The sequence below is a fragment of the Gordonia sp. IEGM753 genome (genome assembly GCF_050321825.1).
Lineage (GTDB): Bacteria > Pseudomonadota > Gammaproteobacteria > Pseudomonadales > Pseudomonadaceae > Aquipseudomonas.
In genome coordinates, this window is sequence record NZ_JBNQGB010000001.1 from 764639 (window position 1) to 777722 (window position 13084).

A 13084-nucleotide genomic window follows, 5' to 3' on the forward strand; every position below is an offset into this window, starting at 1 on the left:
GGAAAAAATTAAGAAAGTATTTTCTTGGCCAGACCCAGCTTGCTTCTGAGTTCACTCTTGGAGCCTGAATTTTTTCCTGTGAGCGCCTTGGACATATGCTTTTCCAGCATTGATTGGAGGACTGTGAGAACAGTGATCAATACAAGATAGTAGACTAACGCCGCCAAATACCATTCCGTAAATTTAAAACTCGCTGAAATGGATAGCGATGTGACAGTCATCAACTCTTTCAGCGAGATCGTGTAGGCAAGTGATGTGGATTTCAGGAGCGTAATAAACTCATTCATGAGCGAGGGAATCGAGACCCGCATTGCCTGAGGCAATATCACATGGGTAAAAGCATTGTATTTACTAATTCCGAGTGCAACAGCGGCCTCATGCTGTCCCTTTCCGACCGAAGAAAGCCCCGCCCTTATTATTTCAGCGTTGTAAGCGATACCCACCATAGACATAGCTATAAATGCCGCGAAAAACGGGCTGAACCAATCGGACCTCAAGGCCGGAAAAAGTTGCGGCAAACCATTCCAGAAGAAAAGCAGCACCAGTAGGGTCGGAGCACCCCTGAAAAGCCATACATAGGATTTTAGAGCAACTCTTAAACCACGACTCTTTGATAATAAGCCCACTGCAAATGGAAGCGACAGGAGCGTGGCGGTGATCTGGACGGCGACTGAAAGCGCTATCGTAATCAAGGCGCCTGTTAATAGATCCCTGCTAAACAGGGCCTGAATAAAGTAATCTAAATCAAAGAGCATAGTGAACCTCGTTGTACGCGCGCGGAACGTTAAGCAAACTCAATATCTTTGCTTGGAAGTGCGATATGTTTATTTACGCAACGTCCCGAAAATACGGTATTTAAGTTCTTTGCTATAGCGAGCAGGGTCAGTGCGTGATGTCGAAGTCTGACTCGGCAATATTGTATTTTTTTGCGATCTTGCTGAGGGTGCCATCTGCTTTAATTTTATTCAGCCCATCCTGAACGGCTTGTTTGTCTTCAGGATTTTTTTGTATGTATATTCCATAATAGGCTTCAGAAGGGAATGCGAAAGCAATTTTTAGATTACCTTGCGACTGCTTAATTCGTACGCCTGCTTCAGCAGTTTCGGTGATAGTTGCGTCAACACGACCTCCCAGAACCTGTTGCGTGGAGGCTACCTGAGTAGGGTAAGAACTAATTGACATCGGAGGGAGATTCGAATCTATGAATTGTTCATTTAGCTTGTTTAGGAGCTTCAAATTTGAAGATCCTGCTTCTACCGATACGGATTTACCGCTCAGGTCTACAGACTTTTGGATAGTGGTATCAGTCCTGGTGGTTACAATGGCTGGCGACGTGATCAGGTACGGCACGGCACTGTAAACTTTCTGACGTTCGTCGTTAATGTATATGCCACTGATGGCAAGTGAACATTTTCCTGACTGCAACGAAGGAAGTATGCCATCAAAGCTGCTCGTCAAAAATTTAACTTGTGCACCCCATTGTTTTGCTACCGCTTCGATAATATCGATATCGATACCCTTAGGACGATCATTAGATGCATTTTCTATAAAGGTGAGCGGAGGAAAATCGCCCGTTGTGCAGACATTTAGATGGCCGTTCTGTACAAAAGAAGGTATCCCAGGCTCGGCCATTGCGAAGCCTGAAAGTAACATCGCACCGCAAAACACTCTTGTTTTATTTGTAAGCGCTTTCATGTGCTATCTCCGATTTTATTATCTCTCAGGAATACTATCGACTATGGCGCCCCATTCTGTCGTGTCGAACGCTCTTAAAATCAAAGGTTCTACATGACCGTCTTGGCGAGCAGTCAGCAAATATTCCATCATCAAGGACTCACTGGGCATTTCAAATATTTGAACAAAATCATAGACCCCCATAGTGGCGAGCAAACCATGACTTCGGCCACCCAGACGCTCTACACGCTCTTTACTGATTCGCCCTCGCTCAGGTGATTCTTTTAATTCAGAAAGCCCCTTCTGTGTCATGCGCATCAAGGATACAAACAAGGGCATAATTAACTCACCCCCTGATGAGAGTTTGATTTAAACGACGACAAGAAATTTATTACCTCAGGACTTTTTGCTACTACTCCAAAAATTCCGTTTTCAACGGTCACCATGTAAATGGCCGCTTCGTGCGCATACTGATCGCCGCTGGCGCAGGCGTCTTCAATTAGTAGATTCTGATAATTACGGTCTTGTGCTTCGCGCATTGTGGTGCTCACACAGACATCTGTCGTGCAGCCACTGAATAGTAAATGCGTTATTCCCTTCGAGCGAAGTACATGATCAAGCTCGGTATAGGTAAATGCGCCATTCGCAGTTTTATCAATGATCACGTCTGTTGGGCTGACATTGATTTCCGGATCGATTTCAAATCCTGGTGATGAGCGCAGAAGAACATTGGTATTATCTAAACCCGACTGCTTACGACGCCACTTTTCATAGTCCGTCATGTCGGCCATATCTGCACGATAGCCCTGACGTGTGTGCACGATTAAACAGCCAGCATTGCGTGCCGCTTCAATTACTGCATTGACAACCGGAACGATTTTACGAATGGATGCAGGGTCATAGCCCATCTTAGCGAAGTATCCATCATAAGAAATAAAGTCGATTTGCAGGTCTATGACCAGAAGAGCGGTTTTTTTGGGGTCGAAATTTCCATCGTATGGATAGTTGAAGGGGCGAGCGCTGATTGCCATGATGGTTTCTCTTTTGCTTGTTGTTTTTCCTAATTCTAGGGTCGACCTATTGACATTTATAGCGATAATTCTTAACGTATTTTCGTTTAGTTTAACTTAACGATTATTATGAATATTGTTCCGAATCTCACCTATTTCAAGGTTTTTGAATCGGTCGCCAGATTGGGATTGGTCAGAGCTGCGGCCTCAGAGCTCTACATCACTCCTGGAGCGGTTAGCCAGCAACTGCGTAGTCTGCAGGAGTCATTAGGGCTTGTTTTGTTTGTTAAAGACGGCAGGCGGCTTAAGCTCACGGATGCAGGGAAGCAACTGCACCGATCGGTCGCCTCCGCGTTATTCGAGATAAATGGTTGCCTGGATCAAATTTCCGGCAGCAAGGCGAAAGAACCGCTCGGAGACATGCTCCGAGTTTCAATGCCAATGGCTTTGGCCGTTTCATGGCTGGCACCTAACCTGCTTGAGTTTGCTGACAGCGTAGGATTGTCTAGCCTCGATATTCAGTCGTGTAACGACCCTAGCCAGATAGATTGGCGCATTACCGACGTGGCAATTGTGTATGGAAATGCACCATGGCCCGGGTTTACCTGGCATCTTTTGGAGAATATCGATATAGCGCCGGTGTGCAGCCCCCGTTTATTAAACGGGGCAGTTCCGCTTCGCACTGTTGAAGGATTGGCTGATGCCTGGATTTTTCATGAAGATGACGGCAGCGAATGGCGGCGCTGGCTAGCTAAAGCAAAGGTGAAAAATTCACCTGTCAAAACGGCTCGATTCGGCTCAATGGCCATGGCGCTCTCTGCCGCACTCGAGGGAAAGGGCGTAGCACTCGCCAGCCGCTGGCTGGTCAGGGACTATCTTCGTGACGGTCTCCTGGTGTTTCCTTTCGAGATGACTATCGAGGCTTCAAAAAACTACTATTGCTTGTGCCCCGAAGCGCGGGTGGACGAGCCGTTGGTTAGTAAGTTTATTGAATGGATACGTAGGCTCTGAACTGTAGATGATTGGCCCAATAGCTATTCGAACAGTTGAACTTGATGGGGTGACGATTCGAGTTAGCAGATAACCGCTCCAAGCCGTTTTTTGCAGGTCGTCACCGTCAGCTATGGGTCGAAAGACGTCTTTCGGTAAAGACATCGGAACGTCGCTATGCCCCGCGCGGACCGGGTAGCAGCGTGGAGATGGAAATCGCGTGAGTCGTTGCGCGTTTGATAGGTCAACGTCATTCTGGAAGCAACGATTTTTGAGTAGATTGAAGTGGACATTGACCGTCTGTTAAAAAAGCGGCAACTGAACGTGCAAGAGCAAAATGCTCTTGTGGCCCACAGACTCATGGTAACCGCTAAAACTTGGTTAGCCAGAGGGATTCCCCTAGCCTTAAAAAACTATGGCGAGTCGAAAGGCATTAGATGGTCAGAAACCGTCGTCCTAGATCTTGAAGTCGACTTTCCCGGTATGCCCAGCCTTTATGGTCTTTTGCTCACTCACGCAGAGCGGTTCATAGAGTTTGAAATTGATACAGATGACACTCATAGGTACGTGGAATCGGTGAGTCAATGGGAGGATGTTTCTGCTAATCAGGACTACGCGCCCCACAAGCGCGGTACTGGAAAGGGCTTCGCAGCAATTGCTCTTTCGGTGAGGCGCGAACTCCTATGCGGCATGTCGGTGTGAATCACAGAAGCTGAGATTCCATTGTTGATCGGAAGCCGCTTTTCGCCGATTTCTTCCGGCAACTGGTGTCCCCATTGGGTCGATATCTGCCAGCCACGACTAGCCGATTTGGGCTAAGAGCGACCGTTCGAGATGCCTACGAATCTAGGGCTGATTCACTTTTCCCATGCCGGCCCGATTGTTTCTTCCAAGCGTAGTGGATCCTCTGTTGAGGCAGCTATCGTCCATACGTTCATTCGCTACAACGCCTATAATCGATGCTCGACGCAACAACCTATCGCGCTAAAGCTATTTGAGAAGATTCCCTACGCAGAAAAGGGCGATCGGAAAAAGAGGCCGCTCAAGACACAAGGCTTCCTTCATTTTTATGTCGTCAAAACCCATCACGACTACACCGCCAAGACCAGCTGCGGTGACCGCCAAATACATATTTTGAGCGGATGCTCCAGCTTCAAAATCGACGTAGCGTGCGCCCCTTAGACCGTCTGCTTGTTGAGCCGAGAAATGATCTATCGCGATCCCTCGTTCAGCGACGATAGCGATGACGGCAGGTGCGTCTTCCAGCCACTTCTCATCGCCTAAAGCCGCTGAGTTCAGCATTCCAGTTTTGATCGGATCTCCGATTCGGTAGAGCTTTGCTACCTGGGAATCATATGTGTAAACCCCAGGGTCGAGCCCTTCTACTTGACGCACAACCACCCTCAATACAAGTGGATGCAGAGCGTGTGCCGATGGTGCGGTTCGCCTTCCGTCCGTAGAAGTGCAGCCCTGTCCGGCATAAAGAAATGTCTCCAGAACAGCCAGGCTTAGCGGCTTTTCACTGAAGGATCTGACACTTCGCCTAGTGGACAGAAGGTCTTTGAGCAGCACAGTGTTTTGGGTATCCATCAACGTTCATCCATGCGAGTTTTCGCTGACAGTAGCAGAGGCACGAACTTCAATCAGGGAAAAATTTCCCTGGTTGAATCCTCTCAGCTAGTCAGCATGGAGTCTTCATGGTTACTCCGCGCGCCCTCTCGTCATAGCGAAGTGTGCAACCCAAAGCGGACATTGGCTGTAGGGAGCTATCGGCCAACAGCTGCCTTTCAGGAAGGGCAGCTAACGATCTAAAACCGCACAGCCAGCCGTTACTCGGAAAATAATCCGTCCCCTTTCCTACGGCGATGGCTCCATCATTACCCGTCACATTGGATCTTTCTTTATCTAACTCCCGCTCTAAACTGGCTCCAACAGCATTGCCATCGGTTTTACATTTCTGGTACGTGCGAAGTGGGGTGGCAATTCCAACCGCGAGCTTAAGCAGTTGATGCTGGAGCATGTATTCATGGCTTACGACATCGTTTATTTCCACATAGCGACTACGAATATTCGTTCGCAAAGGGCCACGATGAAGTTGGGTGCGGTGCACTTGTATGACGCCGAACTGAAAATATCCGCCGCGCCTGCCTTGGCGAAGTGTTACGGACTTACTCACGCTCAATGGAAGACGTCGCGGGGGTGAAAGGGGCGGTCACTCATCTATGGATGTTCTAACCCAAAACCTGCGTTGAGCAAACCCGGCTAGGCATGTTCCCGTCGCTATAGTCGACTCTATTGCCGACCGTACTTCCAGGAGCTTGTCTCAGTGTCTGACACGCCGATCAACGTCGCCTACACAAAGCGCTTCAACACCGTACTCGCCTACATTGATGAGAATCTCGAAGGTGATCTGTCGGTGAAGACGTTGAGTCATGTGGCGAATTTTTCGACGTTTCACTTTCATCGCCAATTCACCGCGTTCGTCGGCGTGCCGGTTTCACGTTATGTGCAACTCATGCGGCTACGACGCGCCGCCCATCGCTTGGCCGCCGTTGCGGATCACTCGGTACTGGAGGCGGCACTCGGTGCCGGTTTCGACAGTCCCGAAGCATTTTGCAGGGCGTTCAAGCGAGCGGTCGGTATGACGCCGAGTGCGTTCAAGAAGGCGCCGAACTGGCAGGTCTGGCATGCGGTGTTCGCCATCCCTCATTTTTCCAGGAGTATCATCATGCAAGTACGAATCGTGGAATTCCCCGAAGTCCGGGTCGCAGCGCTTGAACATTGCGGTTCCCCCATGCTCGTCAATGAGAGCGTGAGCAAGTTTATCGAGTGGCGCATGCAGAGCGGGCAGTCGCCGGTGGCATCGAGTCGCAGCTTTGGCATTCCCTACGGCAACCCCGACACCACGCCAGCAGAAGCATTTCGCTTCGCCATTTGCGGCGAGATTCACGAAGCGGTGGAACCGAATGCATTCGGCGTGCGCGAACTGGTCATTGCTGGCGGTCGCTGCGTCGTAGTGCGGCACGTGGGGTCGCCGGACCACATCGGCGAATCGATCTATCCGGTCTACCGCGATTGGCTGCCTGCCAGTGGCGAAGAACTGCGTGATCAGCCACTGTTCTTCCACTACCTGAGCGTGTATCCACAAACGCCGCAGGATCAATGGCAAACGGATGTGTATGTTCCGTTGCAGTAACGGGGCAAGTTCGCCTGAACCTTGCGGTTTTCATCAGGCGATGTGCAGTAACAGCATTCTGTTTCTGCACATTCAGTTGCCGCTTCTTCCACAGGCGATCAATTTGCATTGATCCTCTCTGACGTTAGCCGCTATCAATCCCCGTACAGGCAGCACATTAACGCTCCAAGAGCCACGGATTGGCTTCGTCAAAGCGAGTCGGCTCCGGCATTTTCCCAGCGAAGAAGCCTTCAAAAACCATCTTGAATCTTTCACGAAAATCGTAAATTTGGTTTCTTTTGAGGTTGCGGATCTTGAAGCCATCCTTGCGATCGAAGTGGCATCCAAACAGCAAAAAGCTATAGCTGAATATTTCAAACACCCGCTGAAAAAGCGTTAGGCTGAAGTTTGTTTCTGTTGCAAGTTGGTACAACGCCCACTCCAGTAACCAGTATTCGTCGTAATCCCAAATTTCTGCTTCGTGCAATCGTCCAATGAACGACGCGTCTTCGAACGCTTCGCACCCAACGAAATTTCTGGCGATGACAGAATGTGCATCCATGTACGAGATTCCCGAGGCAAACAGGTGGATAGCCTATCGAGTGGCTCACTCTCAAACAATAGATTGCATAATCCCGCTACCCTTGAAAGGTTACTGGATCGACCGGTTGCTTCTGGCCGTTACCTACCGTTGATAACCGGCTGAAAACATCCAACGCCGACAGAGCTTCTGTCGGCCACCCCGGGCTCATCTGAACCGCATTGCATTGCGATGACCTTTGCCGGACCCCTTTCAAAGCGCTACATCCCGCATTGACATATCGATAAATCTCGATATTATCCGGTTATGGATCTGATCGAAATATTCAAAGCCCTCTCAAACCCTACACGCCTTCAAATCTTGAAAGGCTTGAAGGACCCCGCCAAGAACTTCCCTGCGCAGGATGAAGGTGACGTTCTCACGGTCGGCGTTTGCGTCAGTAGTATTCAGGAAGGTATCGGGCTGTCGCAGTCAACGGTGTCTGGCTACCTTGCAACTCTGCAACGAGTGGGCTTGGTTGAAGTCAGGCGCATCGGTCAGTGGACCTACTACAAGCGCAATGAAGCAACCATCAGTGCGCTTGCCAAGATTCTGGCGAAGGAGTTGTAATTTTTTACTGTAAAATATCGAGATATCTCGATATTCCTTTTTGTAGATTCTAGGATTAATAATGAAAGCGATGATACTTAAATCATTTGGCGGGCCGGAATCGTTCGAGCTCTGCGAAGTGCCCAAGCCTGTGCCGCTTACGGGACAAGTTCTGGTTCGGGTACATGCAACCTCCATCAACCCGTTGGATTACCAGGTCCGACGCGGCGACTATCCCGACCTGGTGCAACTGCCAGCCATCACCGGACACGATGTATCGGGCGTTGTAGAAGAGGTTGGGCCGGGTGTGACGAGCTTCGCTCCAGGAGACGAAGTCTGGTACACCCCACAAATATTTGAAGGGCAAGGAAGCTATGCCGAGTACCACGTTGCTGCCGAAAGCATCATCGGCAAGAAGCCTCCTTCGCTAAGCCATCTTGAGGCGGCAAGCCTGAGTTTGGTGGGCGGCACGGTCTGGGAGGCTTTGATTGTGCGTGCGGCGCTCAGAGGGGGGGAGAGCATCCTGATACACGGCGGCGCGGGAGGCGTCGGTCACGTGGCGATCCAGTTGGCAAAAGCCATGGGTGCAAGGGTGTTCACGACCGTGCGCGAGGCAAACGCCGAGTTCGTACGACGTTTGGGGGCCGATGTGATCATCAACTATGAAAAAGAGGATTACGTCGACGCCATCCTGCGGGAAACGGGTGGCCGCGGAGTTGATGTCGTGTTCGACGCCATCGGCGGCAATACATTGTCGCGCAGCCCGGACACGCTCGCGCAGCTTGGCCGCGTGGTCACGATCGTGGACATTGCACAGCCACAAAACGTTGTTCAGGCGTGGGGCAAGAACGCGAGTTACCACTTCGTTTTCACAAGACAGAACCGCGGCAAGCTTGATGAGTTGAGTGCATTGGTAGCTCGCGGTCAGCTGCGCCCGCACGTTGGCGCCGTCTATTCGCTGACCGATATTGCACTTGCCCATGCCCTGCTGGAGAGTCCCAACAACGGTGTCCAAGGCAAAATCGCGATTGCAGTCGAGCCATCGCTCATCTCGTAAGTGCGTACTTCAACTGCTTAAGTCATTTTCGAGGAACGCCATGATTTATGAAATCGCTTTGCTTCCCGTGCACAAACAATGCATTGAAATGTTCAGACAGGCATTTGGCGAGGTCGCTCCTTTGCTCACTCGCGCGAAGGGTTACGGCGGTCACTTGCTGGCGCAAGGGATTGAAACCCCGCAGCAATTCAACCTGATAGTGCGATGGCAATCGCTCGAAGATCACACACCGGGCTTCGAAGAGAGTGAAGACCATCGGATGTTCATGAGGGGCCTGGAGGAATATTTTTCGGAAGAACCGAGGGTCTACCATATTCAGGGCGGCGCTTTTCCTACTGCCGAATTTGATGATTCGAACAGCACCGTTAGCTCGGAAAATACGAGTGCTTTAAAAGGTGTGTGGCCACCCATCTAACTGATCAGCTCTGACTTCGAGGTGTGGCTGTTGACCCATTTCCGATAGACAGCCCTCAGTGCCTATCGGTACTTCATCGAAAGCCTGTCCCGACATCACAAAAAAATTGAACCGCTTTGGGGGGCGCTCGCCTAATGATCAGCTTGTGGAGAATTGCGCAGGCAAAGTGCCAATATCGGCATACTTCGAGAGGTGGTCAACGTGGCTAAAGACGAGAAGAAAAGCAAAGGTGAAGCTTCGAATGCCAGTAAGGAATTGAAAGACAAAAAGTCCTCACCGGCAAAGAAATCAGCGGCGGCCTCGGCCCTTTCGAAATCTTCCGAAAAGAAAGATAAGAAAAAAGAGGCTGAACCCAAAAAATCTGCCAAAAAAGCTGATAGCAAGCCGGAAAAGGCCAAGAAATCAGACAAGGCAGAGAAGCAGCCTAAAAAGAAAAAGTGACCTCCGCTATCTGCTAGGGCTTTACGCCCTAGCTTCCTCAGGCTGTGTTGCGCAACTGCGATACTGCAAGCAGAAGGACGCTTCGGTTCGGTGATCAACGGGTGAAGAGGTCAGGCATTAACCAAAAAAGGTGCTCACAACGAGCACCTTTTCTCACTTCGGTTTTCTAGCGATCAGAGATGATTGGTAGACGGCACCAGATACGCCTTATTGCCTTTACGCAACTGCGGTACCGCAAGCATCGACACGGCACCGAGCAAGGTCATCAGCGCCAGAACGTACAGGCCGTATTCGAGATGGCCAGTGGTTTCCTTGACCCAGCCGATCATGAATGGGCTCGCATAGCCGCCAAGGTTGCCGATGGTCGCGATCAATGCGATCCCGGCCGCAGCTGCAGTGCCCGTCAGCAGCACCCCGGGCAGCGCCCACAACACGCAGAAACCAGCCAGCCCGCCAGACATCGCAATGCTCAGGCCAATCAACGACAGATAAACATTGTCGTGAAAGTAGGCGCTGAAAATCAGTCCGCCGGCGGACGCAATGGTGCAGAGCGTGCCGTGCCAACGGCGCTCCTTGGTTTTGTCGGAGTGCTTGCTTACCAGCACCATCACCACGGAGGCGACCGCAAACGGTATCGCTGCAATCAGCCCGGTGTGAAACAAGCTTTGCACGCCCAGATTTTTCACAATCTGCGGCATCCAGAACGACACACCATAGGTGCCGCATAGCAACGCGAAGTTCGTCACGATCAGGCACCAGATGCCCTTGTTGACGAACGCCGCCCGGAACTTGTGGCTTGCGCCGTTCTGTTCGCTGCGGCGACGTTGTTCCTCCAGTTGCCGAACCACCAACTGGTTTTCATCGACGGTCAGCCATTTAGCCTTGCCGGGACCGTTGTCCAGGTAGCAGTACACCACGATGCCCAATAGTGCGGCTGGCAAGCCTTCAATCAGGAACAACCACTGCCAGCCCGCCATGCCCCAGGTGCCCGAAAATGTTTGCATGATCCAGCCCGACAACGGACTGCCGATCACGCCCGCCATGGCTATGCCCAGGTTGAAATACGCCATGCCTTGGGAGCGTGCGCTTTCCGGCAGCCAATAGGTCATGTAAAGGACCATGCCTGGATAAAAACCGGCTTCGGCAACCCCCAACAGGAACCGCATGACGTAGAACTGGGTCGGTGTAGAAACGAACATCATGCCGGCAGAGAGCAGGCCCCAGACAAACATGATCCTGGCGATCCAGAACCGCGCACCGACCTTTTGCAGCATCACGTTGCTGGGGATTTCGCAAATGCAGTAGCCAATGAAAAACACCCCGGCGCCGAAGCCGAACGCCACATCGCTGAGTCCGATGTCGGCGGCCATCTGCAGTTTGGCGAAACCGACGTTCACCCTGTCCAGGAACGCGACAACGTAAAGCACGAACAGGAACGGGAGAATCCGTAAGGCGATCTTGTTGTAAACGTGCCAATCCCGATCATTTTCAAATGACCCGCGAGACAATAATTTCATGGGTGCTCTCTTGTATTTATAGTGGTCATGAAAAACATCCGGCGTCTTGCGACACCCTGTGTACAGCCAATCAGGCGGTTCTTGCTTGCAGGATAAAGTCTGCGCAGCGCTCGCCGATCATGATGCTGGGCGCGTTGGTATTGCCGCTGACGATGGTCGGCATGATCGACGCATCGGCTACGCGCAACCCCTTGATGCCGCGAACCCTGAGGTCAGGCGAGACCACCGCGAGTTCGTCGGTGCCCATTTTGCAAGTGCCGGCCGGGTGGTAAACAGTCTTGGCGACCTTGCGCACATAGGCTTCGTATTCGTTGTCTGAAATGTCGTCGCTGTCCGGCAGCAGGATCATCCCGGACACCAGTTTCGCCAACGCGGGCGAGCGCAGGATTTTTCTCGCCAGTTTGACCCCGGCAACCAGGGTGCGCATGTCGTCGGGATCGCTCAGGTAATTGGCGTTCAACACAGTGTCGGCGAACGGGTCGGCGCTGCGCAGTTTAAGGGTGCCACGGGATTTAGGGCGCAGCGCGCACGGATTGATGGAAATCCCGTGGCCACTGGGTGGCAGCCGATCGACGTCGCCCACCAGGCTGGGAACTACGTGGTACTGGACGTCCGGGCGTCCTGCGCCACGGGTATCGACGAAGGCGCCACTTTCCACCACGTTCGAGGTCAGCAGGCCTTGGCGTTGTGCGATGTAGCGCAGGCCATGACCCAAGGCACGCAAGCCTTTGTCGTGGCCCAACAGGCTCATCGGTTCGTGGGTCTGCGCATACACCGAAGCGCTCAAGTGGTCCTGAAAATTCTGGCCCACACCCTCCAGCCCGTGCACTGGGCGAATGCCCACCTGCTTGAGGTGATCCACCGGACCAATCCCCGACAACATCAGGATTTTCGGCGAGGAAATGGCACCTGCACTGAGGATGACTTCGCCAGCGCAATGGAACGTCTGCAGGCTGCCATTGGCGAGGCGCGCCTGAACGCCGACCACCTCGAGCTCATCGAATAGCAGGCGTGTCACATGCACCCCAGTCATGACCTTCAGTAACGGGTTGTGGCGCACCGAGCGCAGATACGTCGCGGCTGAGCTGGCGCGTCGACCCTGATGGGTGGTGGTTTGGTAAAAACCCGCACCCTCCTGGAGCGCACCGTTGAAGTCATCGCTCAGCGGCACGCCCGCTTCGACAGCGGCTTCGACAAACGCTTGGCTTAACGGATGATGATGCCGTGCGTCGCTGACCTTCAGCGGGCCGTCCTGACCGTGCAGTGTCCCGCTCAAACGAGCATTGCCCTCAGACCTGCGGAACACGGGCAGCACATCGTTCCAACCCCAGCCTTTGCAACCCAGCGCTTGCCATTCTTCGTAATCCTGCGCCTGGCCGCGAATATAGATCATCGCGTTGACCGAGCTGCCACCGCCGAGTGTGCGGCCTTGCGGGATATAGACCTCGCGACCATTCAAGCGTGGTTCGGCTTCGGTTTTGTACATCCAGGTCCGACGGCTGCCATGCACCCGTATGAAGGTGGCCGGGATATGGATGTAGGGATGATTGTCCGCCGGGCCTGCTTCCAGCAGCAGCACGCTCTTGCCGGCGTCGACCAGTCGTGCGACCAGCGCACAACCGGCCGAGCCGCCACCGACGACAATGTAATCGTATTTTTGCATCGTATACCGCCGT

The 13084-nt window shown here is 52.3% G+C and carries 15 protein-coding genes; 7 read left to right on the forward strand and 8 right to left on the reverse strand.

The window, feature by feature from the left end; genetic code table 11:
• Positions 1-8: 8 nt before the first annotated feature.
• The 4 genes from ACQR3R_RS03485 to ACQR3R_RS03500 form a co-directional block, all read right to left on the reverse strand.
• A complete protein-coding gene (locus tag ACQR3R_RS03485) occupies positions 9-755 on the reverse strand; it encodes an ABC transporter permease subunit (RefSeq protein WP_428270611.1) in 747 nt (248 codons plus the stop codon).
• Between the two features lie 127 nt (positions 756-882).
• Positions 883-1695 carry a transporter substrate-binding domain-containing protein gene (locus ACQR3R_RS03490; RefSeq protein WP_428270612.1) on the reverse strand — a complete coding sequence of 271 codons (813 nt, stop codon included), beginning with the start codon at positions 1693-1695 and terminating at the stop codon, positions 883-885.
• Positions 1696-1713: 18 nt separating this feature from the next.
• Positions 1714-2013 carry a GYD domain-containing protein gene (locus ACQR3R_RS03495; RefSeq protein WP_428270613.1) on the reverse strand — a complete coding sequence of 100 codons (300 nt, stop codon included), beginning with the start codon at positions 2011-2013 and terminating at the stop codon, positions 1714-1716.
• A gap of 2 nt (positions 2014-2015) precedes the next feature.
• Positions 2016-2705 (reverse strand): isochorismatase family protein, encoded by a 690-nt coding sequence (locus tag ACQR3R_RS03500; protein WP_428270614.1) that lies wholly within the window; start codon positions 2703-2705, stop codon positions 2016-2018.
• A gap of 108 nt (positions 2706-2813) precedes the next feature.
• Between ACQR3R_RS03500 and ACQR3R_RS03505 the strand changes: the two genes are divergently transcribed.
• Positions 2814-3695 (forward strand): LysR substrate-binding domain-containing protein, encoded by an 882-nt coding sequence (locus tag ACQR3R_RS03505; protein WP_428270615.1) that lies wholly within the window; start codon positions 2814-2816, stop codon positions 3693-3695.
• A gap of 264 nt (positions 3696-3959) precedes the next feature.
• Positions 3960-4376, forward strand: coding sequence for a hypothetical protein (locus ACQR3R_RS03510; protein ID WP_428270616.1), 417 nt, complete (start codon positions 3960-3962; stop codon positions 4374-4376).
• A gap of 288 nt (positions 4377-4664) precedes the next feature.
• Here ACQR3R_RS03510 and ACQR3R_RS03515 read toward each other — a convergent pair whose 3' ends face one another.
• Positions 4665-5264, reverse strand: a complete 600-nt coding sequence (locus ACQR3R_RS03515; protein WP_428270617.1) for a nitroreductase family protein — start codon at positions 5262-5264, stop codon at positions 4665-4667.
• Positions 5265-6000: 736 nt separating this feature from the next.
• Here ACQR3R_RS03515 and ACQR3R_RS03520 point away from each other — a divergent pair.
• A complete protein-coding gene (locus ACQR3R_RS03520; RefSeq protein WP_428270618.1) occupies positions 6001-6870 on the forward strand; it encodes a GyrI-like domain-containing protein in 870 nt (289 codons plus the stop codon).
• Positions 6871-7027: 157 nt separating this feature from the next.
• Here ACQR3R_RS03520 and ACQR3R_RS03525 read toward each other — a convergent pair whose 3' ends face one another.
• Positions 7028-7411 (reverse strand): hypothetical protein, encoded by a 384-nt coding sequence (locus ACQR3R_RS03525; protein WP_428270619.1) that lies wholly within the window; start codon positions 7409-7411, stop codon positions 7028-7030.
• A 285-nt stretch (positions 7412-7696) separates the two neighbouring features.
• Between ACQR3R_RS03525 and ACQR3R_RS03530 the strand changes: the two genes are divergently transcribed.
• The 4 genes from ACQR3R_RS03530 (at position 7697) to ACQR3R_RS03545 (ending at position 9891) form a co-directional block, all read left to right on the forward strand.
• On the forward strand, positions 7697-7999 hold the full coding sequence (locus ACQR3R_RS03530; protein WP_428270620.1) for an ArsR family transcriptional regulator: 303 nt from the start codon (positions 7697-7699) through the stop codon (positions 7997-7999).
• Between the two features lie 61 nt (positions 8000-8060).
• Positions 8061-9035 (forward strand): zinc-binding dehydrogenase, encoded by a 975-nt coding sequence (locus tag ACQR3R_RS03535; RefSeq protein ID WP_428270621.1) that lies wholly within the window; start codon positions 8061-8063, stop codon positions 9033-9035.
• A gap of 40 nt (positions 9036-9075) precedes the next feature.
• Positions 9076-9450, forward strand: a complete 375-nt coding sequence (locus ACQR3R_RS03540) for an antibiotic biosynthesis monooxygenase (RefSeq protein WP_428270622.1) — start codon at positions 9076-9078, stop codon at positions 9448-9450.
• 201 nt (positions 9451-9651) lie between these two features.
• Entirely contained in the window at positions 9652-9891 is a 240-nt protein-coding gene (locus ACQR3R_RS03545; RefSeq protein ID WP_428270623.1) for a hypothetical protein, read from the forward strand.
• A 173-nt stretch (positions 9892-10064) separates the two neighbouring features.
• Here the strand turns inward: ACQR3R_RS03545 and ACQR3R_RS03550 are convergent, their stop codons facing one another.
• Positions 10065-11408: an MFS transporter gene (locus ACQR3R_RS03550; RefSeq protein ID WP_428270624.1), complete on the reverse strand. Its 1344-nt coding sequence runs from the start codon at positions 11406-11408 to the stop codon at positions 10065-10067.
• A 70-nt stretch (positions 11409-11478) separates the two neighbouring features.
• Positions 11479-13071 (reverse strand): GMC family oxidoreductase N-terminal domain-containing protein, encoded by a 1593-nt coding sequence (locus ACQR3R_RS03555; protein ID WP_428270625.1) that lies wholly within the window; start codon positions 13069-13071, stop codon positions 11479-11481.
• Between the last annotated feature and the right edge of the window lie 13 nt (positions 13072-13084).